This window comes from Gemella morbillorum (assembly GCF_900476045.1).
In the GTDB taxonomy this organism is placed as follows: Bacteria; Bacillota; Bacilli; order Staphylococcales; family Gemellaceae; genus Gemella; species Gemella morbillorum.
Genome location: NZ_LS483440.1, coordinates 589,821 through 612,901, shown reverse-complemented (window position 1 = coordinate 612,901; position 23,081 = coordinate 589,821). Strand labels below are relative to the sequence as shown.

The following is a 23,081-nucleotide window of genomic DNA, read 5'->3' as shown; positions in this document are numbered from 1 at the left end:
CACATTCCTAAAAAAAACGTTAGTCATAAAATTATGACTAACGTTTTTACTATTCTCCTAGAACTTTAACTTCACATTCTAGTTTAACGCCAGAATGTTTAAATACTTCTTCTTGAACTTTTTTTATTAAGTTTTTATAATCTTCACAAGTAGCATTATTTATATTCACCATAAATCCAGCATGTTTTGTTGAAACCTGAGCTCCTCCCACAGTCAATCCTTGAAGACCAGCATCTTGAATTAATTTCCCTGCAAAATAACCAACCGGTCTTTTGAAAACAGAACCACATGAAGGATACTCTAATGGTTGCTTTTCTTCACGCATTTTATTTAGTTCATTAACTCTAGCTATTATTTCTTCTTTGTTTCCATCTATCATTTTAAAGTAAACTTTAGAAATAATCTCTCCTGTTTCTTGAATTACAGAATGTCTATAAGAAAAATTCATGTCCTCATTAGAATACACTTTCTTATTACCTTTTCTATCAAAAACTTCTACTTTTTCTACTACTTCTTTCATTTCACCACCATAAGCTCCAGCATTCATAAAAATTGCACCGCCTACACTTCCTGGTATACCGCATGAAAATTCAAGATTAGTCAAACTATTTTCTATACAAAAATCAGTAAGTTCTTTCAATGTTGTTCCTGCATAGCACGATAATATATTTTCCTCCGATAATTCTATATTATTCATATCACTAGTTATAACAACAATTCCACTTATTCCAGTATCAGAAATTAAAACATTAGATCCATTTCCTAAAATAGTCAATTCTATTTTGTGGTCATAACTATATTTGATTATATTCTGAAAATCTTCTTCTGTTTTTACACGTACTAAAACCTCAGCATTGCCTCCCGTTTTAGTAAAACTGTATTTTTTTAGCGGTTCATTAAATAATACTTCACTATTACGAACAACACTTTCTATACCTTGTGCTTTAATCATCTATTTCTACCTTCTTTAACATTTTATTTATAAACTCTAATTTTTTATTTGAGTAATCTTTAAACGTATATTCTTTATTAATAAGTTTAAATTCATTATACTCAGCCTTTAATTCCTCTTTTTCAAAAACCTTTTTTAATTTTAAAAAATCGTTATGTATTTCTGTCCCGCGTTGAACTACATATAATATTACATCATAGCTCATAGAAAAATAGTCTGTAAGTCTCGCATACTTAATTACACCCTTAGTACCATTATGAGCTATTCTATGATAACTTATATTATTTAATCTTTTTTCGTCAAATGTTGTTATCTCATGTAAATTTTCTACAACAACAAGTATATCAACTATTTTTTCCCCAATAACATCTGTTGTACTTGTTGCTCCGATATGGATAAATTCACATTTAGGCATTTTAGGAATTTCTCTTATTTTTTTTATCTCATCATCGAATATTTTAATGTATTTTTTGTTTTCTATAATTTCTTCAATACTAACAGTTCTCTTATTCATACTAAATCCTATCATAAAATTTAACACTTTTATTATTATAGACGTTATTCGATATAAAGTAAAGTTATAGTTAAATTTTAATACAATTATACAAGTTTTATTTTAATACTTATCTACCTACAGTCGCTATAACAAAAGCAGTCTACTTGGTGATCGTTTATCATTCCTATCGCTTGCATATAGCTGTATATGATTGTACTTCCTACAAAAGTAAATCCTCTTTTTTTCATATCCTTGCTTATTTTATCTGATAATTCAGTATTACTAGGCGCATCTTTATAAGATTTCAGATTTGAACTAAGTGTTTTAAAATCTGTAAATTGCCAAATGTAGTTGTCGAAAGTTCCAAATTCTTCTCTTACTTTCAAAAAGGCTAATGCATTTTTTCTCACACCATATATTTTTAACTTATTTCTAATAATACCCTCATCTTCTAGTAAAGAGTTTAAATAGTCATCGCTATAATTCGCGCAAATATTATAGTCAAAATTATCAAAAGCTTTTCTAAAATTTTCTCGTTTTTTTAGAATTAATGACCAACTAAGTCCAGCCTGCATCCCTTCTAAAATTAAATACTCAAACAACTCTCTTTCATCATGAGTTTTTCTTCCCCATTCAGTATCGTGATATTTTGTATCTAACTCTCCTTTTACCCATGGGCATCTAATCTTTGTCATTAGTTTCCTCCATATTTTCTTTTACTAGATTTATCATATCTCTAATACGACGAATATTGTAACGCTCTTTTTTATCTATTTCTAAAAAGAACCCATCTTTAGCAATAATTCTCACATCTTTATGTGGCATCAAGGCAGCAAACAATTCTTTTCCTTTTAATTTATTTACTATACCTTTTTCAAAAGTTACAATTACTTTGTTTGCAAGTTCTTTAACACTTGTAACTCTCGACTCTTTTGCTTTAACTTTTAAGTAACAAATATCAATTAAATTAGTAACCTCTGTGCCAAAATCAGAAAATCTATCAATTAAATCTTCTACTATACTATCAATTTCCTCATCAGTAATAACGCTATTTAATCGCTTATAAAAATCTATTTTGTCTGCATCACTACTAATATATTCTTTTGGAATAAATGCATCTACATTTAATTTAATCTCAAAATCATCATTTTCTGCTTCAAAAAGATCTTTTTGAAGTTTTGGAGCGGATTCTTTTATTATATTTTCATAATACTCTGCATCTTGTGTTTTATCTCGTTCCAAAATAGGTTCTAATATACCTTTTTTCATTTGAATCTCTTGCTCTAACATTTGTGAATATAATGTATACCCTACAGAGTCAATAAATCCATGTTGTCGGCCACCAAGAACATCTCCCGCTCCTCTAATTGATAAATCTTGCATAGCAATTTTAAATCCACTTCCTAAAGTTGTAAAATTCTTAATTGCTGATAATCTTTTCTCAGAATTTTCTGTAAGAGCTTTGAATGGCTGATACATTAAATAAGCATAAGCTTCTCTACTGCTTCTTCCTACACGTCCACGAAGTTGGTATAGCTGACTAAGACCAAAACGATCTGCATCTTCTACAATAAGAGTATTAACATTAGAAATATCAATTCCTGTTTCTATTATTGTAGTTGTAATTAATAAATCATATTTTCTATCAATTACATCAGACATAATACGCTCAAGTTCACGTTGTGTCATTCTACCATGTGCGTATGCGATATTTATATCTGGCAATAATCTTTTCAACTCCAAATATTTTTCATCTATGCTATCTACTCTATTATAAACATAAAATACCTGCCCACCACGAGAAACTTCATTCATAATCGCTTCTTTAACTATCATGTTATTTTGCGCGGTAACAAAAGTCTGAATCGGTTGTCGTTCACTTGGTGGGGTTTCTATTACTGACAAGTCACGAATACCTATCAAACTCATATGTAATGTTCTTGGTATTGGTGTTGCACTTAGTGTCAGAACATCAATCGTATTTTTTAAGTGTTTTATCTTCTCTTTGTGTTTAACACCGAAGCGTTGCTCTTCATCAATAATCAATAAACCTAAATCTTTATATTTAAATTTATCATTAAGAAGTTTATGTGTTCCGATAATAATATCAATTTTCCCTTCTCGTAATCTCTTGCAAATTTCTGTAATATCTTTTGCACTTTTGAAACGACTAACTACCTCTATATTAACAGGAAAGTTTGCAAAACGATTAACAAAGTTTTCATAGTGTTGCTCAGCTAAAAGTGTTGTTGGTACTAAAACTGCTACTTGCTTTGCATCCATAACTGCTTTAAACGCAATACGCATGGCAACTTCAGTTTTCCCAAAACCTACATCTCCACATAAGAGCCTGTCCATTGGACGTTGTTTTTCCATATCACGTTTTATTTCTTCAGTTGCTTTTAATTGATCATCGGTAGGTATAAAAGAAAAGTCATCTTCAAATTCTTGTTGCAAGCTACTATCAAAACTATATGCATAACCTGAACTTAATTCACGTTTTATATACAATTTAATCAAGTCTTCCGAAATATCTTCAATTTCACGACGAACTTTATTTTTACTTGTTGCCATTTTTTAGTTCCAAGTTTATTTAGTTGTGGTTTTCTGTTATCTGTTGAAGCAGTATATTTTTGAATATAATTCATATTGTTAATATCAACATAAATAACATCTCCACCATCATAAACTATTTTTAAAAAATCTTTATACACTCCGTTGACTTCGATATTCTCTATTCCCTCATAAAGACCAATACCGTGGCTTATATGAACAATATAATCGCCAATATTTAATTCTTGATAATTTCTTATTTTTTCAGAATTTGTATATTTAAATTTTACACGACGTTTTTTTCGTTCTTCTTCTGTAAATAATTCACGCGGTGTTAATAAAAATATTTTATTTTTCTTATCTTCAAAACCTTTCAAATGGTATTTATTAACGTCAATGAAAATCTTCCCATTTTTTATTCCGTAATAAATATCATCATAAAAATAATTATCAAATAAAATCTTTTCAACATAATCTTTTTGTTTTTGAGTATTTAAAGAAATTAAAACTTTATAATCATTATCTAACTTTTCTCTTATTTCTTTAGTTAAGTATTCTTCATTAACATAATACACCAGGTCCGTAATATCTATATTATAGTTTTTCTCTATAATCTTTTCGTTTAATTTTAAATTAGATAAATAGTACTTTCTCACTTTTTTATTTTGAATTTTTTCAAATGCATTATCATCAACAATATTTTGGTGAATATATGTTCTATTAATTTCTTGTAAATTTGTTAAGAAATACTGACGCAAACTTTCAACTTTTTCTGTGATTTTATGATAATTATCAAAGAAAATAACAACATCCTCTGTAAAATAATCTGCAATACTAAAAGTATGTTCATATATTAGATTAGAAAAACTCTCTAATTCACTAAAATCCCCAGTAGCTCTATATATTTCTATTTTTTCTTGTAAATAGTCACTAATATCCTTATAGTTTTCCTCTTGTTTAAGTTTTTCATCTTTCAATCGTTCTAATATTTTTGTTACGGCAATATCTTTTTCTTCATTCGTTAAGAAAAAGTCATTCGTTGGATATATAGTCACATTTTCTACTTTTTCTAGAGATTTTTGCGTAATTTCATCAAAAGTACGAATACTATCTAACTCATCATCGAAAAAATCCAAGCGTATAGGTTTTTCATTTAATGGACTAAAAATATCAACTATACTTCCTCTTTTCGAAAATTCTCCTACTACATCGACACTGTCAACACGATTATAACCCATATTAACTAGTTTTTTCTGCAAGTCCTCAAAATTTATTAATGTCTCTATATTAATTTCAAATGTAGTATTCAAAAATTTTTCAGGATCTTTTAATGTTCTGTAGCTTGCTTCAATAGGAATAATTATTATACTTGGAACTTTTGAAACTAAGTTTTCCAGCACTTTTATAGAATTTTGTACTAAATCATTACTTTTAGCTGTGTGTCTTTTTAAAATATCTATTTCTGGATAAATATATGTTTCTTTTTCTAATGTAGTAATCAATGAAAAAAGTTCTTCTGCTTCCGCTTTATCTTGTGTAATTACAACAACATTCTTATTGCTTTTAACAAATTCATTATAAATTTCTAATACTTTTGTTGTTATATTTTGTCCATAAATTCCAATATTATTAATTTTTTTGTCATAATCAAAATCTACTATCTTCAACAATTCTTGTTTTAACATGCTCTCTCCTTATCTTTCCATGACAAAGAGCAGGACTCAAAACAAGTTTCCTACTCATTTTTTATCACTGCTTTTATACTAATTATATTTATTCATTAATTCCACAAAACTCATTTTTGAAAAATCTTCTATACAATTTATACTCTTTGAGTAAATCTTTTCAATATCTATCATTTCATCTTTAGAAAATCTTCCTAGCACATAATCTACTACTTTCATAGGTGGAGTTGGTCTATCTATTCCTATTTTTAAACGATTGAATTTTTCAGTTCCAAGGTGACTTATAATACTCTTGAGACCATTATGACCACCGCTACTTCCTTTAGCTTTTAATTTAAAGTTAGCTGTCTTTGTATCTAAATCATCATAGATTACTAGAATATCTTCTATGTCAATTTCAAAATAATCATAAAATTTTCTTAACGCTTCACCTGAAAGGTTCATGTAAGTTGTCGGTTTTATAAGTAAATATTTAATTCCATTGTAGTACGTTATCGCATAATCAGCATTAAATTTATTTTTATCAAAATTTATATTCCACGCTTTTGCAAGTTCGTCTAAAATCATGAAACCTATATTATGTCTTGTATTTTCATATTGTTTTCCTGGATTTCCTAATCCTACTATTAATTTCATTTGTTGCCTCTTTCAATATATATTTTACTATCGACTCTATTAGAACTACTTAAAGAAGGCAACGAACTCGTTGCCTCCTTTTTATTTTTATTTTTTAAAATTATTCAAAAAGAACACTTACTGGTTCATTATGGTGTATTCTATAAATAGCCTTAGCTATTAAATCACCAACACATAGTGGAACCATTTTATCTAATTTTTTCTCTTCAGGTATATCTATTGTATTAGCATATACTAATTCTTTAATTGGAGAATTTTCTATTCTTTCTAATGCTTGTCCACTTAATACCGCATGCGAACAACTTGCATAAACTTCTTTTGCCCCTCTATCTTTAAGTGCTTGAGCACCTAAAGTAATTGTACCTGCTGTATCAATTATGTCGTCGATAAGAATGCAAATCTTCCCTTCGATATTTCCAACAATATTCATAACCTCAGCAACATTTGGTTTAGGTCTTCTCTTATCAATTATTGCAATAGGTGTATTAAGAGCATCAGCTAATTTTCTCGCACGAGTAACTCCTCCATGATCTGGTGATACTACAACTACTTCTTCCATATTAGAAAGTTTGCCTTTGAAGTATTCAGCAATAATAGGCACTGCCATCAAGTGATCTACTGGAATATCAAAGAATCCTTGAATTTGTAATGCATGAAGATCTAAAGCAATAATACGATTTGCTCCTGCAGTTTCTAATAAGTTTGCCACTAATTTTGCTGTAATTGGTTCACGACTTCTCGCTTTTCTATCTTGACGTGCATACCCATAATAAGGTATTACAACGTTAATAGTATCTACAGAGGCACGTTTTAATGCATCAATCATAATCAATAGTGTCATTAAGTTGTCATTTACAGGACCACTAGTAGATTGAATAACAAAAACTTCACATCCACGTACGCTTTCCTCTATATTAATAGAAACCTCTCCGTCACTAAATTTTTTAACACTACATTTACTTAGCTCTACTCCTAGTGACTTTGCTACTTGTTTCGCTAATGGAATATTAGAGTTCAATGAAAACAGCTTCAATGGTTTATCTACAAGCATATTAAATTTTCTCCTTAAAATTTTGGTTCGATAGTAATACAGACGTATTCCGCTTATTATTATAGCATAAATATTTTCTAATTTCTACTAAATTTAGGCCAGTAACACTAAAAATAAGAAAGTTTTAAAATATATTAACTACGTTCATTATATATTTACACAAAACAGAAAATTATGTGAATTACTTTTATTTTGCTTTTCTTAAAGTATATGCTATTATATTGAATTATAAGGTAAAGAATATAATTGTATTTATCAATTAGTACAATTTCTGTTTTTTAATTATATAGTAATATAGTATAAAAATGATACCTCTTCTTTTCCTTACAAATTATTTATAAAGGAGTGTTTTTATGGATAAAATTTTTGAACTTATTGAAAAAGAACAACACAGACAAAATACGAATATCGAGCTTATAGCTAGTGAAAACTTTGTATCGCAAGATATTTTAAAAGCTACTGGAAGTATATTAACTAACAAATACGCTGAAGGTTATCCTGGTAAAAGATATTATGATGGGTGTGAGGTTGTTGATGAAATTGAAAGCTTAGCTATCGAGCGTCTTAAAGAATTATTTGGTGCAAAATTTGCTAACGTTCAAGCTCACTCAGGTTCTAGTGCTAACATCGCGGTGTATATGGCATTACTTTCTCCTGGTGATACTGTTTTAGGTATGAGTATGGATGCTGGCGGGCACTTAACTCATGGAAGCCGTGTAAACTTTTCTGGAAAGTTATATAATGTTGTATCTTACGGAGTAACAAAAGATACTCATACTATTAACTATAATGAAGTTTTAAAATTAGCCAAAGAACACCAACCTAAAATGATTATTGCTGGAGCTAGTGCCTACTCTCGTATAATTGACTTTGCTAAATTTAGAGAAATTGCTGATGAGGTAGGTGCATATCTTATGGTTGATATGGCTCATATCGCTGGGCTTGTGGCTACTGGGCTTCATCCTAGCCCTCTTCCTTATGCTGATGTTGTAACATCTACAACCCATAAAACTCTTAGAGGCCCACGTGGTGGAGTTATTTTAACGAACAATGAAGAAATTGCAACAAAAATCAATAAAATGATTTTCCCCGGGGCACAAGGTGGTCCATTAGAACATATCGTAGCTGCTAAAGCAATTTGCTTTGCAGAAGCATTAAAACCAGAATTTAAAATCTATCAAGAACAAGTTCTAAAAAACATTCAAGTAATGGTGAATACTTTTAAAGAAAATAATATTCCTGTTATTAGCGATGGTAGTGATAACCATTTATGTTTAATCGATACGTACTCTACTTATGGAGTAACTGGTCATGATGCTAGCCTTTTATTGAGTAAAGCTAATATAACGTGTAATAAAAATGGTATTCCTTTTGATACACTACCTCCTATGAAGACTAGTGGTCTTCGTTTAGGGGTTCCCGCAATGACTACTAAAGGCTATATTGAAGAAGATTTTATAGAAATAACAGATATTATCTGCTCACTTCTTAAAAATGGAGAAAATTACTTAGAAGAAGCAAAAACTAGAGTGAACGCCCTGGTTTCAAAAGAAAGAAAAGAATTTAGATAATAATTATACCGAAGATTACATATCTTCGGTTTTTTATCAAGGTAAAAAAACGAAAAAAATTTCATTAAAAATAATAATTTTTCTAGGTTTGAGTTCTAAATCTTTTTGTGCAATTATAAGGGGAAATATTCACTAAATACTGTTCAAAAATTGTAGTATATTTTTTAAAAGTATAAACCTCTTTAAGTATAAATATTTTTATATGAACGTTTTAGCTCATTACTAACTACACTTTTTATTTCCCTTATTAATTAGTTGAAGAAGCGTCCTTAAAAATTCACCTATAAAGTAGAGTTTTTCTTGTTATATCTTTAGTTCACTAAAGTAAATGATTAAAATAAAAGACTTACTCTTCTAGCTATTTTACCCAAATCGCTCTAGCTTTTTTACCATATCTTTATTAATAATTATAGAAAATGTATTTTTATTTTCTTAGTTGATTTTATCAGACTTTCATGATATATTTTAGTTAACAAGTATATACTTAATAAATAAACTAATATATAACCAAAGATATTAGTTTTAGGAAAATAAAAACATTTAAGTTGCCTGCTTTAATCTTGTCTTTAGGAGTAATTTAATTATGAATAACAAATATTATGATGTAATAGGTCTAATAATCTTTCCTATTTTATACTTTTTTTATATAAAAAATACATTAAATATAAGTATAAGTCAATATCACATAAAAACCTTTATTATACTATACTTAATAATAATATTAACTATAATTATTAAAAATTTATATACAAAGAAAAATAATAAAAGAAGATAATTAATCCACTTTTATTATTTTTTTTCTAACTATTTCTTACCTTACAAATTATTTCTAATTAAGCAATACTATTTTACCTTCTAACTAATATTCTATTAAATTTGTTCATTTTTTATAATATTCTTATATCTATATTTATTTTTAAAAAATAAAGAGTTTTATATATATTTCTCTTTTTTATATGTATATTTAAATTATTACATCGAAGTTATTACCACTATTATAAATCCACCTTTATATCTCTAAAACCGTACATTACCTAAGGTAAATATAAAAAGAACTCAAGGTTAGATGTTTTACACTTGATTTTATATTTTTTTTATTGACATAGTTCGGTTCTTGTGGTATATTTATTAAACTTATAAGGAGATATAAACATATGACTATAAAAAATATTTTTAAAGCATCTCTTTTTCATAGCATTCACTACGGAAAAATCGAATTTTTAAAAGATGCTATCATCACAGTATTAGAAAATGGAATTATTAATGAAGTTATAAGAAATAATGATCCTAATTATGCGGAAAAATTAACTGAATATTCTTCTCATCAAAATTTTTATGATTTTGGGGATAAGATACTTTTACCAGGATTTATAGATTTACATATCCATGCTCCTCAATGGCCACAAGCAGGATTAGCACTTGATGATGAACTTAGTTGTTGGTTAGATAATTTCACCTTCCCTTTAGAAGCTAAGTACGAAGACGTTAATTATGCAAAAGAAGTTTATACCGATTTAGTAAAAACTCTACTTGCTAACGGAACTACATCTGCTATGTATTTCGGTACTATCCATAACGAAGCAACACTTGAACTTGCAAAAATTTGCGCTGACCTTGGTCAACGTGGATTCGTCGGAAAAGTCGTTATGGATGATAAAACTATGAACCCAAATTTTTATCGCGATTATTCAACGAAAGAAGCATTAAAAAATACTGAACAATTCATAAAGGATGTTGCAGCATTAGGGAAAAACGTGCCTCAAGGTGTCTATCCAGTTATTACACCACGCTTTGTTCCTAGTTGTACTGATGAAGCACTAAAAGGATTGGGTGTTTTAGCCAAAAAATATAATACTTACATTCAAAGTCATTGTAGTGAGAGTGATTGGGAACATAATTTTGTTTCTGAAAGATTTGGTCGTCGTGATACTGAAGTATTGGCTAGTTTTGGTCTTTTAACCGACAAAGCAGTTATGGCTCATGGAAATTTTATTAACAGTAGCGATGCAAAAATTTTCTCACATAATCACTCATCTGTTTGTCATTGTCCTATTTCAAACTCATACTTCGCTAACGCCGTTCTACCAGTAAACAAACTTAAAAATGAAGGTGTAAATATTTGTTTAGGAACTGATATATCGGGTGGTTTTTCTCCAAGTTTATATGATAATATCAAACAAACCGTTATGTCTAGTCGCCTATTAAATGATGGAGTTGATAATAATCTACCTTCTAATCAACGTGGGATTAACAACTCAAAAGTATCTATTTTTGAAGCATTTTATCTTGCAACTCACGGCGGTGGAAAAGCACTCAAACTTCCGCTTGGTATATTTAAAAAAGGGTACATTTGCGATTTTCAAGTTATTGATATAAGCACACCAAATAATAAACTACCTAATTACCTAGATAATGAAGAAGATAAACATTTACTACAAAAAATACTTTATCTTTCTACAAAAGAAAATATTCGTGAAGTTTGGATTCAAGGTAAAAGAGTTTTAAAAAAATAATTAATGTTATTTTAATCACTTTACAAAGTTAGTCTTTATTAATTACTATATTTAATTTTGTAAAATTTTAAAATTAAACTGAACGAGCAGTTATACTCGATTATTAAATAAATTTTTTAAGGAGTTTCATTTTATGTCGAAGAAAAATAGACATCTTACCATTGGAGTTGATGAAGATATTCCATTTTCTCAATCCGCAATTTTAGGGTTACAACACGTTTTAGCAATGGACGTTTATGTACCACCATTTATTTTAGCAACCGCACTTGCATTATCACCTGGTGATGCTGCAGGGCTTATCCAATCTACATTTTTAGGAGCCGGACTTGCCTCTTTAATTCAGGTTTTATTCTATCTTAGATTACCTGTCTGTCAAGGTCCATCTTTTATACCGCTTGGAGCAATTATAGGAATCTATATGGGTTCTAAGAACCTGGGAACCGTTCTTGGCGCAAGCATCGTTGGAGCTATTTTAGTTATTATTCTTGGATATTCTGGTATTTATAAATATATCGTTAGAAATTTTATACCTTCTATAGTTAGTGGTACTATTATTATGATTGTTGGATTAACACTTCTACCTTCTGCGTTTGTCAACAACATTTACATTGAAGGAAATGGATTAACTATGAAACAAAATATCTTACTTGCATTTATCACTGCAGCTTCATTAATTTTCTTTTCATCTTTAGGAAATTATATAACAAGTAAGTTAAAACGTATTTTCCAAATTTCTTCTGTTATTATTTCATTAGGAATAGGTACTTTCTGTGCTTATTTAATGGGTGGTTTTAGCACTCAGGCAATTAAAGATGCTAGTTTTTTCTCAATGCCAAAAATTTTATTTTTAGACTATGATATACATTTTGAAGCATCTGCAATTATTACTATGATTATTATTTATATGGTACTGCTTGCTGAAACAACCGGTACATGGTACGCAGTGAGCTCTGTTATGGTTAAGCCTCTTAACGATACTCAAATCAACAGGGGAGTTATCGGTGAAGGTATTGGATGTCTTCTAGCTGCTTTAGTAGGAGCAACTCCAGTTACTGGTTACTCTACGAATGCTGGTATTATATCTATTACCGGTGTCGCAAGTAGAAAAGTTTTTGTCGTTGCATCTGGTTGGTTTATTGTTCTATCATTCTTAGGGAAACTTTCAGCGATTATCAATTCTATACCTGCTGCTGTTATTGGTGGAGTTTTTGCAGTAGTATGTATTATTATTCTACTTAATGGGTTTAGAGTTGTTAAAAACCTTGACTTCTCTGAAAGAGAATTATATATTATCGGTGTTCCTTTAATGTTCACTATCGGATTATTATTTATCCCTGCTGGTCTTAAAGCTAGTGCACCACAATTTTTACAATATTTAATCGGTTCACCAATCGCAGTTGGCGCTATTGTGGCGATTATTATGAACAAACTTATACCAATAGAAAAATACTAATTAAATGTGAAGAGATAAATTTCAAACTCATCTCTTCTTCTTTTTTATTTTAGTTAAATATAGTATAATAATTTTAACAACAATAGAAATGGAGAATATCATGACTGAGAAAAAAATGAACGTTGAAAGTTTCAACCTTGATCATACTAAAGTAGTAGCACCTTATATTCGCCTTGTTGGTGTTTATAGTGGAGAAAACGGGGATAAAATTTATAAATATGATATTAGATTTTGTCAACCTAATAAGGAACATCTAAAAATGCCAAGCCTACATTCACTTGAACATTTAATTGCTGAACTTATTAGAAATCATCTTGATAATGTTCTTGATTTTGGGCCTATGGGGTGCCAAACAGGATTCTATCTTTCTGTAATAAATAATAATAGCTATGAAGATATTGAAGAGGCCCTTGCTAAAACTTTAGAAGATGTTCTTGTGGCTATAGAAGTTCCAGCTTGTAACGAAGTACAATGTGGCTGGGCTGCTTCTCACTCTCTTGAAGGAGCACAAGAAGAAGCGAAAAAATTCTTAGAAAAACGTTCTGAATGGAAAAATGTTTTTTCTAAATAAATATTAACTATAAAGAAGTAATCACTTGAAACTCAGTAATTACTTCTTTAAAATTTATATTAATATATTGTCGTACTGTACGCAAAACTATTATATTTGGTTATTTTAATTTTTTTCTAACTAATGCAGCTCCTACTAACAATGTCATCCCTATTATTCCTGTTGTTTTTGTGTTATCAATCCCTGTATTAGGTAATTTCTTGATAGTAGTATTTTTAGGTCTTTGTTTATTATCAAGTACCGGCTCGTTAATATTACTGTTAGTTTTGGCAATCTCTATCTTTGGTACAACATTATTTACTACTCTTCCAACAACTGCAAACATACTAAAGTGATTAATTTTAAACTCTACATTACCGTTCACTATTTTAGAAGCAATCTTGATCAATGTTCCATCTTCTTGAACATGATATACGCTCACATTATTAGCCCCAGAATCTGATAATGCTATACGGACTATTCTTTCTTTTTCTAGATTCTCTATTTTGCCTTTTTTCAAAATTTTCAAATCCAAAATTCGAACAGAATTTACTTCTCCTAATTTAGTTTTTATATTTTCTACTACATTAACATCATCAATCTCTGTTACACCAAGGTTCAATCCTTTTAATCCAGCATTTCCAAAATCAACTTGAACATCACCATTGATTAATAAATCACTAGGAATCTCATCTTCTGGATATTCTTCTAATGCTGGTTGCACCGCACTTTCTCCCTTAGAGTCTGTATAGACAAAAACTGGAACTTTTATGATATCTTCTGTTTTATCACTATATATTACCTTAACTGTAACAGAATTTTCACCTAATGTACTTAGTTTATCTTCTCCCAACTCATAAACTACATTTTTAGGTAATTTTTCACTATTAACTGCTTTTAGTATAGTATCTATTGATAATTTTTCATCTTGTCTTACTTTTACTGTATTAGCTGTTATTAGTTCTGGAGTATATTTTTCTGCTTCAGTAATATACTCAGGCATTGCCTCTTGAACTAATGATTCACCTTTTTCAGAAGTGTAAATTTCATAAGGAACTACTACTCTATCTATAGTTTTGTCTGGATAAGTAACTTTTACAACGACATTTACTCTACCGATATTACCAAAATTAGAAATACTTTCTACTTCTAATTTTGTTTCTGCAGGTAAGCCAGTTGTTGCTATTTTTTGAATAACCTCTAACAAGTTTAAGTTTTCACCTTGTTTCACATAATTTACTTTGTTTTCTTTTAATTGTGGATCATATTTCGCATAATCTAATAATTCTAAGGCCTCTTTTTTAGATATTAAATCTAATCCAAGATTAGCAATTTCTTTAGTTATAGCTGTTACCGTATTTATTGAAGCCAATTTATTATTTATAACCTCTTCAGCATCTTTTAATTTATTAGATAATACTACTTTACTTTCCTTATACAATGCAGCTGATTTTTCAGTTTTATCATTCAAATCTACTATAGCATCAACTAAACTTTGTGCGGCATTAACTACTGAATTTAGTTGTGCTTTATTAGCTTCATTAACCAAGATTGGGACATCAATTTCATTGGTTGTATTATCATCTAAGTATAAGACTTTAACCTTAGCATTTTTATTTCCTAAAGTTGATAAGTCTACTTTTTCCAATAATGATAATGATATATTCACCGGTAGTTTCGTTTTATCAATTTTGTCAAAGATATCTTCATCCTTAAGGCTCTCCCCCATCATAATAGATACTGGTTTTTTATCTATCAATGTTGGTAAGAACGTAGAGCTTAGTGTTCCTTTTTCTGGAGAAACAATCTTCAATTTTTTCAAATTAGGATCAATATATCCTATACCATCTACTCCTTGTCGCTTACCAAAATTAAAATCTTTATGGGAATTTATTCTTGATTCAAAATACGATGTCGAACTATGTTGACCAGCGCTTTTCCCTATACTTTTTACATATTTGGGTTGTAAAAATCCTGGGATAACATTATCATTATCCGTATAATAGTTAGTAATTTTTCCTGATATCGCTAATTTATCTGTAAGGTCACTTTCTTTCTTCATTTCTCCACCACCAAAGAAATTAAATAACCCTGAATAAATTTTAGGAGCGTTAAAAGTATATGAGCCTTTAAAAGCCTCCATTTTATCCTTTTCTGCTTGAGCTGTTGCACGTAGTGTTAAATATCCTCCTAAAGAATGACCCGTAATATATAGATTTGTTATACTTTTATCATTTTTCAATGCTTTTATTAAGTCTTTTGTCGCTATACTTTGATTAGATTCATTTCCTAGTACTAAGGCAGCATCTGCACGTATATCACCTGATTGATTTACATTAGTTCCTTGAATTGCTAAAACTTGTATTGTACTATTTTTTAAAAATGGATAATTAGCTTTTGTTTCGAATAGAACTGCATCTAAACCATTATCTTGATGAAAAATTTTCTTTACAGTCCAGTATGGTGCCAATTCATTATGCATAAATTGAAATTCTTTTTTCTTAAGTGATGCCACATTTGTATTTGGATCTAAAATACTTTTTATTTGATCATCTTTTTCATATACAAGATTCATTAGTAAAGCCATATCTCTTGCTGATATATTCCAAATAAGTTTATCCTTATCCTCTTTATCGTTTTGACCGTCTCCATCAGTATCTGCTAATTTTGGATGAACATCATATCCCAAATAAGTCCTTCCATCTTTTTTATAAATATATAGTTCATCTTTATTTAAAATACCATCTCCATCATCATCACCATCTGGATTTAACACAGCATTTTTATAAATCAAACTATCATATTTTCCACCTTCTAGACCAATATACCCCTTCGATATTGCTTCAGCATAGTCAGAAGTTAAACGTGAAATTATTTGTACACCTGGTTTTATATTTTCTACAATAACTTCTTTATCTTTGTCTGATTTTGCTGCTTTTTCGTTATTTTTTATTATATTAACTAATAAATCTTTTATGTTAGTACTGTCTGTTGTACGTTTATCAAGAACATTTAATGTTTTTTCCGATGCACTAGGTTTTTCTTGAGCCTTTACTAAATTAGAATCTGTTTCTCTTTTAGCAATTTCTATAGTTTTCTTCTCTTCAATAGCTTCTGTATTTTCTTTTTTATTTTCCTTAGGTGCTAATGTAGAGTCTACCTTCTCCACTGAAACTGAACTAGCTGTTTCTTTAATCTCATTATCACTTGCTTGTGCATTACTACCTAGAAAAACAATTGCACCTATTGTTACTGATGCAATTCCTACTGTTAATTTTTTTATTCCATATTTTAATATACCTGTTTTTTTAAACATATATTTCTCCTTGAAAAAGCCAAATTCTTCATCTGTCTTTTTTCTTTCCTTTTGTAAAATTTAACATTTTATTTTTATAAAAATTCACTCTTAACAAATGCAAATAGTTTAACTTAATAAGTTATTTACATAGTAAGAATATTCTAATTATAAAATAAAAGTTATATTTTTACAACATTAAATAAATATTTAAAATACTATTTAAGGCTATATAAAAGTTTTCTTTTTCATGAAGTTTTATACATATTTTATATATTGTGTATATTAAATATCTCTCTTCGCACCACTGAGAAATTTGCTTTACTTTCAATAATGACATATAGCGATATAAACTCCTATTGTTTTATCTAAACAAAAAAATAAATTTTTATATTATCTTACTATACTACTTACTCAAGAAAACTCTAATATTATAAAATATTTTTTTTCAAAAAAAACTAAGAATAAGACAACTCTTATTCTTAGTTTTTTTATTTATTATTTTGAAACTAGGCTACGAATAGCATTTCTATCTAATTCAATTTCCACTTTTGGTGCAATTCTTAATTTTACTGTTAGTGTCCCTACTTCTATGATTTCTCCATAGATTCCAGCAAAAGTAACAATTCTATCTCCTTCTTTTAAAGAATCTTGAAGAAGTTTTAATTCTTTATTTCTTTTAGATTGTGGTCTTATTATCATGAAATACATAAATCCAAAAAGAAACACAATCATTAATATATTAATGTATGAACCTTGCATGTTATACCTCCATTTATTTCTTTACTATATTATTCTACTATATTGACGTGGAAAAATAAACCATTTACTATAAATTTTTAGAAATTTTTAGGATTCTTCTTATTTAACCCATATTTTTCAAAAAATTCTTCTTTAAAATCTAGTAATCTATCTTCCATGATTGCCTGACGAATATCTTTCATCATATTAATTAAAAAATGAATATTATGCGTTGTTGCAAGTCGTGCTCCAAAAATTTCATCTGCTTTAAATAAATGACGAAGATATGCTTTTGTATAATTTTTACAACAATAACAAGAACACTCTGAATCTAATGGCGTGAAGTCTTCTGCATACTTAGCATTTTTTATTACGACACGGCCCTGCGATGTCATACATGTACCATTTCTTGCAATACGCGTAGGTAAAACACAATCAAACATATCAATACCACGTAATACTCCTTCAAACAATGCATCTGGAGAACCAACTCCCATTAAATATCTTGCTTTGTTAGCAGGAAGTAATGGTGTTACATGCTCTAGCACTCGATACATTTCTTGCTTAGGTTCCCCTACTGACAAGCCTCCTATGGCATAGCCCGGGAAGTCCATACTGACTAAATCTTTAGCACTTTGTTCTCGCAAATCATTAAAACCTGCTCCTTGAACTATTCCAAAAATACTCTGCGTCTTTGGATTTTTATGTGCTTCTAAACATCTTTCTGCCCAACGACTTGTTCTTTCTACCGATTGTCTTATGTACTTATAATCATGATTAAAATCTGGACATTCATCAAATGCCATCATAATATCTGAACCTAAAGCATTTTGAATATGCATAGCTTTTTCTGGTGATAAAAATAACTTTTCTCCGGATAAGTGATTTTTAAAGTGAACCCCTTCTTCCTCAATTTTTCTAAAGTCACTTAATGAAAATACTTGGAAACCACCAGAATCAGTTAAGATACTTCCATCCCAATTCATAAACTTATGTAACCCACCAGCTTTTTCAACAACCTTCTCCCCTGGTCTTAACCATAAATGATATGTATTAGATAAAATTATATCTGCACCCATACTTTTGACTTCCTCGGGTGCCATAGTTTTTACAGTTGCTTGCGTTCCTACTGGCATAAATACTGGTGTTTCAAAGCTACCATGTGGTGTATGTACTATCCCTAGCCTTGCTCCAGATTGTTTGCAGGTCTTGATATGTTCATACCAAACTGCATTTTCTTTTACATCTCTCATCTTTTGATAAATTCCTTTCTTAAACTATTATCATCGCATCGCCAAAACTAAAGAAGCGATATTTGTTTTCTACTGCTATTTTATACAAATCTAAAATCTTTTCTCTTTCATAAAATGCACTTACAAGCATTATTAACGAAGATTTTGGTAAATGAAAATTTGTAATTAGTCCATCAACACATTTAAATTTAAAACCTGGATAAATAAAAATATTTGTCCAACCAGATGCAGCTACTATTTTGCCGTTATTATCTCTTGCGATTGTTTCTAGCGTTCTAGTAGTTGTTGTTCCAACAGAAAAAATTCTACCATTATTTTCTTTTGTTTTATTAATAATCTCTGCAGTTTTTTCATCTAATGTATAATATTCAGAATGCATATCGTGTTCTTCAATATTTTCCACTGCAACCGGTCTAAATGTTCCAAGCCCTACATGTAAAGTCAAGTATGCAACATTAACTCCTTTAGCCCTAATTTTATCTAACAATTCATTGGTAAAATGCAGTCCTGCTGTTGGAGCCGCTGAACTACCTACTTCTTTTGAATATACCGTTTGATATCTTTCTTTATCTGTTAATCTTTCCTTTATATATGGAGGTAATGGCATCGTACCAAGCTCATCCAAACGTTCTTGAAAAATACCTTCGTATTTGAATTCAAAATATCTAAAACCATCATCAAGTACTCTTGTACATATTGCCTCCATAATTCCATCACCAAATGAAACTACACTTCCTATTTTTATTCTTTTTGCTGGTTTTACTAGACATTCCCAAATATTATCGACTTCATTTTTTAATAATAATACTTCTATCGCTGCACCTGTATCCTTTTTTTGTCCATACAGACGTGCTGGCATTACTCTTGTATTATTAAGTACTAAGGTATCGCCTGCTTCAAAATAATCTATAATATCTGAAAAAGTTTTATGCTCATAATTATTTTCTTTTTTGTCAATACAAAGTAATTTACTAGTATCTCTTTTTAACAGAGGGGTCTGCGCAATCAATTCCTCTGGTAAATAAAAATCAAACTGTTCTAATTTCATGTAATATCTCCTTTAAAAGTTACCTTTACTATTATAGCTTGAATGAGATAACTTCGCAAGTTTATCCATTCTTTTTATTAAAAAATAGAGATAAAGTTCGACTTTATCTCTATTTACTTTATTTTATTTTTGCTCTCTTAAATATTTTACATGTGATAGAACATTTGTTGCTATTCCTAATCCCACACTCAAAATAAGTAATGAACTACCACCATTACTTATAAAAGGTAATGGTACACCTGTCATAGGTATTGAGGCTGTTACTCCACCAATATTTACAACAGCTTGGACTATTAGTAAGCTAGCAAACCCAAGTGCATACATTGCTGAAAATGTATTTTTTGATTTAGTTCCTGCAAAAATGACTTTTCCTATAAGAAGCCCCAGTAACGCTATTACAAATAGAACTCCAATAAGTCCTAATTCTTCTGCGATAATAGCTAATATAAAGTCAGTATGTGCTTCTGGTAAATATCCTAACTTTTGAATAGAGTTTCCTAATCCTCTTCCTACTAAGCCACCATTTCCAAAAGCTATATATGAGTTAATAACTTGATCAGCAGCTGCACTTAAATTTTCTGAAAAAGGATTTAAAAATACTTTTAGACGATTTGTTCTATAAGAAGTTCCATTAGAAAAACTTGCCTGGATAAGCACATACATAATAAGAAGTGCTACCCCTATTATTGCAAGAGTAAGTATTTTTTTTATATTTTTAAAATGTATATTAGAACATAATGTCATTATTCCTATAACCGATAAAGTAATTAAAATCATCCCTGTATCATTTTGCAGTGCAATTACAGCAATTAAAGCTAAAGGTATACTAAAAATACTAAATAGCTCACTACTGGTACACAGTTGACGAAGTTTTACTTTTCTAGTTTCTAATATAAACGCCATATATATTATAATGAATAACTGAGCCAAAGTAGACGGCTGAAAACTAAGCGCACCTAATCGAATCCACGAGCGAGCACCATTTGTAGCTGAAAATAATAGTGGAATAATAAGTAAGATTAACATACCCCAAAAGCCATATTGCAATAACTTTTTATTTTTAAAAAACTCATGTGGAATTGCTACACTAAAAAATAAAAATGCTACATAAGATAAAACAGCCCAAGCAGCCTGTCTTTTAAGAAAATAACTTGCTTCTACTGGAACAGAAGATGTAAACGTCCCATATTTATTACCAATCATACTAGCACTATAAACCATAATACAGCTAAATATTAGTAATATTAACAAAGTTAAGGCAACCATCCAGTCAACTCTTACATGTCTACGTTCATGCTTTATAGATTTTCTTATTTCTCTAATCATGCCTAGTTCGCTTTACTCTCTATATCAACACTTGAATACATAGCACTTGCTTTTTCTTCTAAACTCGCCAAAATAGCACGTCCTTTTTTATAAGACATACATCCTATCTCTACTGCTAAGTTGATCTCTTTTGTTAATCCATAAATTTGAGTATCTATTACATCTTGATAAAGCGGACATTTTTTCTGACCTTTTATTGCTAAACAAGCATTAATCATATCCTCAATTTGCATAACATCTTCTTCTATTCTTTTTCTTACCTTAATAAATATAAGACTATTTTTCAATTTCTTTCACCTATCCTTTTGATAACTCATAATTAACTTCCTGCTTTATTATTAGCATCGCTCTCAAAAACTCTTCTTTGGAAATTAATTCTATACGTCTTAATTCTCTTACTTCATATTCTACCATACTAAGCGTATGTTTTCTATCCTTCATGTATATTATTATACCAAAAGTTTTTAAAAATTGCTGTAAATCATAAAAATTTTTCATGAAGCTACCTCTTTTAATCATTATTCAACTCATCAACCAAATTTTTATATTTTTCTACTTTTTCTAAATCATAAGCTTTTTGAGCATATTCCTTACTTTTACTATAATTTCCTTCTTGGCGCTCTATTAAAGCTAAATTATAATACATAGGTGCAAATGTATTATCAAAATTTATTCCTTCTAAGAAAACTTTCTTAGCATCTTGCTTAGATGATTTCATCAATTTAATCATACCTAGCTCATAATAAGTCAACACAGATTTATTATTTGAAGTCAGTTCTTTTTCTAGACTAAAAATATCTTCATCTGAATGATGTTTAAGTAATCTTTGTTCAACTTTATTCACTCGATAATTATTTATTAACCCTTTTGTATTAAGACCTGTAAATAAAACTACAAAGCCAAAAACAACTATTACAATAATACTTGATACCATTATGTACATATTCTTTTTCTTTTCTAAGAAAAGCTGTATAAAAACACCTAATATAAAGGCAAATATATATATAGACAACGCTGTATCAAAAAATATAACCGCTCCGACCAAATATAAAATAGATAAACTTCCAATATATAAAAACTTAAGATTATCATTTTTCTTAGTAAGTTGGCTTATAAATATCGACCCTAGCAACCCAAAGTTCGATGCAAGTGCTATATCTAGATTACCAGAATATCCAAAAATTAAAAATAAATTAAAGAATAGAGATATAGTTGCCAATATACTGATTGATTTAACTATATTCAGTGCTTTATTGAACAATATCGATGTAGCTAGCAATGCAACTAATATTACTATCAAACTCTTCACATTTTCTATCATAAAAACACTTGTGAAAAAACGATAAAACTGACCACTTATGATTTTTTGATAATTATAGTTTAAATACTGATATATAGAAATTTGTCTATTTGAAAAATAAATCGTTAAGTAGTTCAGGATAAATAATACTAAATAAAAAATTGCTATACCACTATACTTTACATCTAAAATATTTTTATCTAAAGTTTGTCTTTTATATAATTCTACAACTCGATTTTTATATCGAAGAGTATCTGGTGTATTATCTATAAACTTAGCATCTGATTCTCTAATAAATAATTTTCTATTTTTATCATTGTAGAGTATTCTCTCTATCATTAAACTTGAAGAAATTCTATATTTTTTGTAATCCACTACAGTACTATCAAAATCGGGAGAAACATAAAAAATTTTAATTTTTAAACAATTCAGTTTAAACATTTTTTTTAGTCTTTCTTCGTTCCTTATAATATTAGAAACAATACTATCTATTTCTGAAGATTTAAAACTATCGCTATATATGAACCTTACTAACTCATTATTTTCATCAATAAGCCAAACATCTTTTTTCTCTGGACGATAGTGTAAAATATTGTAGTTATACTTTGTTATATATAAATAAATAATTTTCCAAAATTTTTTGTCATTCATAATTTCT

At 29.1% G+C, this 23,081-nt stretch carries 19 protein-coding genes; 4 read left to right on the top strand and 15 right to left on the bottom strand.

The window, feature by feature from the left end; genetic code table 11:
* Nucleotides 1-49: 49 nt before the first annotated feature.
* The 7 genes from murB to DQN46_RS02885 all read right to left on the bottom strand — a co-directional run bounded on the left by murB (nucleotide 50) and on the right by DQN46_RS02885 (nucleotide 7,373).
* On the bottom strand, nucleotides 50-952 hold the full coding sequence (gene murB, locus DQN46_RS02910; protein WP_111742952.1) for a UDP-N-acetylmuramate dehydrogenase: 903 nt from the start codon (nucleotides 950-952) through the stop codon (nucleotides 50-52).
* Nucleotides 945-1,466, bottom strand: a complete 522-nt coding sequence (locus DQN46_RS02905; protein ID WP_111742951.1) for a GrpB family protein — start codon at nucleotides 1,464-1,466, stop codon at nucleotides 945-947. Before DQN46_RS02905 ends, murB begins: the two co-directional genes overlap by 8 nt.
* Nucleotides 1,467-1,579: 113 nt before the next feature.
* Nucleotides 1,580-2,143: a DNA-3-methyladenine glycosylase I gene (locus DQN46_RS02900; protein WP_111742950.1), complete on the bottom strand. Its 564-nt coding sequence runs from the start codon at nucleotides 2,141-2,143 to the stop codon at nucleotides 1,580-1,582.
* Nucleotides 2,130-4,022, bottom strand: coding sequence for a transcription-repair coupling factor (gene mfd, locus DQN46_RS08730; RefSeq protein WP_231941208.1), 1,893 nt, complete (start codon nucleotides 4,020-4,022; stop codon nucleotides 2,130-2,132). Before mfd ends, DQN46_RS02900 begins: the two co-directional genes overlap by 14 nt.
* Nucleotides 3,965-5,686 (bottom strand): CarD family transcriptional regulator, encoded by a 1,722-nt coding sequence (locus DQN46_RS08725; RefSeq protein WP_231941207.1) that lies wholly within the window; start codon nucleotides 5,684-5,686, stop codon nucleotides 3,965-3,967. Before DQN46_RS08725 ends, mfd begins: the two co-directional genes overlap by 58 nt.
* Nucleotides 5,687-5,764: 78 nt before the next feature.
* Nucleotides 5,765-6,322, bottom strand: a complete 558-nt coding sequence (gene pth / locus DQN46_RS02890; protein ID WP_111742949.1) for an aminoacyl-tRNA hydrolase — start codon at nucleotides 6,320-6,322, stop codon at nucleotides 5,765-5,767.
* 100 nt (nucleotides 6,323-6,422) lie between these two features.
* Entirely contained in the window at nucleotides 6,423-7,373 is a 951-nt protein-coding gene (locus DQN46_RS02885) for a ribose-phosphate diphosphokinase (protein ID WP_004632328.1), read from the bottom strand.
* A 353-nt stretch (nucleotides 7,374-7,726) separates the two neighbouring features.
* On the opposite strand from DQN46_RS02885, the gene glyA reads away from it, so the two are divergent.
* The 4 genes from glyA to DQN46_RS02865 all read left to right on the top strand — a co-directional run bounded on the left by glyA (nucleotide 7,727) and on the right by DQN46_RS02865 (nucleotide 13,481).
* Nucleotides 7,727-8,944 (top strand): serine hydroxymethyltransferase, encoded by a 1,218-nt coding sequence (gene glyA / locus DQN46_RS02880; RefSeq protein ID WP_111742948.1) that lies wholly within the window; start codon nucleotides 7,727-7,729, stop codon nucleotides 8,942-8,944.
* Nucleotides 8,945-10,098: 1,154 nt separating this feature from the next.
* Nucleotides 10,099-11,457, top strand: a complete 1,359-nt coding sequence (gene guaD / locus DQN46_RS02875; RefSeq protein ID WP_111742947.1) for a guanine deaminase — start codon at nucleotides 10,099-10,101, stop codon at nucleotides 11,455-11,457.
* Nucleotides 11,458-11,590: 133 nt separating this feature from the next.
* Nucleotides 11,591-12,910, top strand: a complete 1,320-nt coding sequence (locus tag DQN46_RS02870) for a uracil-xanthine permease family protein (protein ID WP_004632343.1) — start codon at nucleotides 11,591-11,593, stop codon at nucleotides 12,908-12,910.
* Between the two features lie 100 nt (nucleotides 12,911-13,010).
* Complete coding sequence (locus DQN46_RS02865) at nucleotides 13,011-13,481, top strand: S-ribosylhomocysteine lyase (protein WP_004632345.1); 471 nt, start codon at nucleotides 13,011-13,013, stop codon at nucleotides 13,479-13,481.
* A 100-nt stretch (nucleotides 13,482-13,581) separates the two neighbouring features.
* Here DQN46_RS02865 and DQN46_RS02860 read toward each other — a convergent pair whose 3' ends face one another.
* The 8 genes from DQN46_RS02860 to DQN46_RS02825 form a co-directional block, all read right to left on the bottom strand.
* A complete protein-coding gene (locus tag DQN46_RS02860; protein ID WP_111742946.1) occupies nucleotides 13,582-16,776 on the bottom strand; it encodes a Rib/alpha-like domain-containing protein in 3,195 nt (1,064 codons plus the stop codon).
* A 477-nt stretch (nucleotides 16,777-17,253) separates the two neighbouring features.
* A complete protein-coding gene (gene yajC, locus DQN46_RS02855; RefSeq protein ID WP_004632349.1) occupies nucleotides 17,254-17,517 on the bottom strand; it encodes a preprotein translocase subunit YajC in 264 nt (87 codons plus the stop codon).
* Nucleotides 17,518-17,594: 77 nt separating this feature from the next.
* Nucleotides 17,595-18,749, bottom strand: coding sequence for a tRNA guanosine(34) transglycosylase Tgt (tgt, locus tag DQN46_RS02850; protein ID WP_111742945.1), 1,155 nt, complete (start codon nucleotides 18,747-18,749; stop codon nucleotides 17,595-17,597).
* A gap of 19 nt (nucleotides 18,750-18,768) precedes the next feature.
* Nucleotides 18,769-19,797: a tRNA preQ1(34) S-adenosylmethionine ribosyltransferase-isomerase QueA gene (queA, locus tag DQN46_RS02845; protein WP_111742944.1), complete on the bottom strand. Its 1,029-nt coding sequence runs from the start codon at nucleotides 19,795-19,797 to the stop codon at nucleotides 18,769-18,771.
* 123 nt (nucleotides 19,798-19,920) lie between these two features.
* Nucleotides 19,921-21,123, bottom strand: a complete 1,203-nt coding sequence (locus DQN46_RS02840; protein ID WP_111742943.1) for an FtsW/RodA/SpoVE family cell cycle protein — start codon at nucleotides 21,121-21,123, stop codon at nucleotides 19,921-19,923.
* Nucleotides 21,124-21,125: 2 nt separating this feature from the next.
* Complete coding sequence (locus tag DQN46_RS02835; protein ID WP_111742942.1) at nucleotides 21,126-21,410, bottom strand: DUF1507 family protein; 285 nt, start codon at nucleotides 21,408-21,410, stop codon at nucleotides 21,126-21,128.
* 10 nt (nucleotides 21,411-21,420) lie between these two features.
* Nucleotides 21,421-21,621, bottom strand: coding sequence for a YqgQ family protein (locus tag DQN46_RS02830; RefSeq protein ID WP_004632359.1), 201 nt, complete (start codon nucleotides 21,619-21,621; stop codon nucleotides 21,421-21,423).
* Between the two features lie 13 nt (nucleotides 21,622-21,634).
* Nucleotides 21,635-23,074, bottom strand: a complete 1,440-nt coding sequence (locus tag DQN46_RS02825; protein ID WP_111742941.1) for a tetratricopeptide repeat protein — start codon at nucleotides 23,072-23,074, stop codon at nucleotides 21,635-21,637.
* Nucleotides 23,075-23,081: the final 7 nt, after the last annotated feature.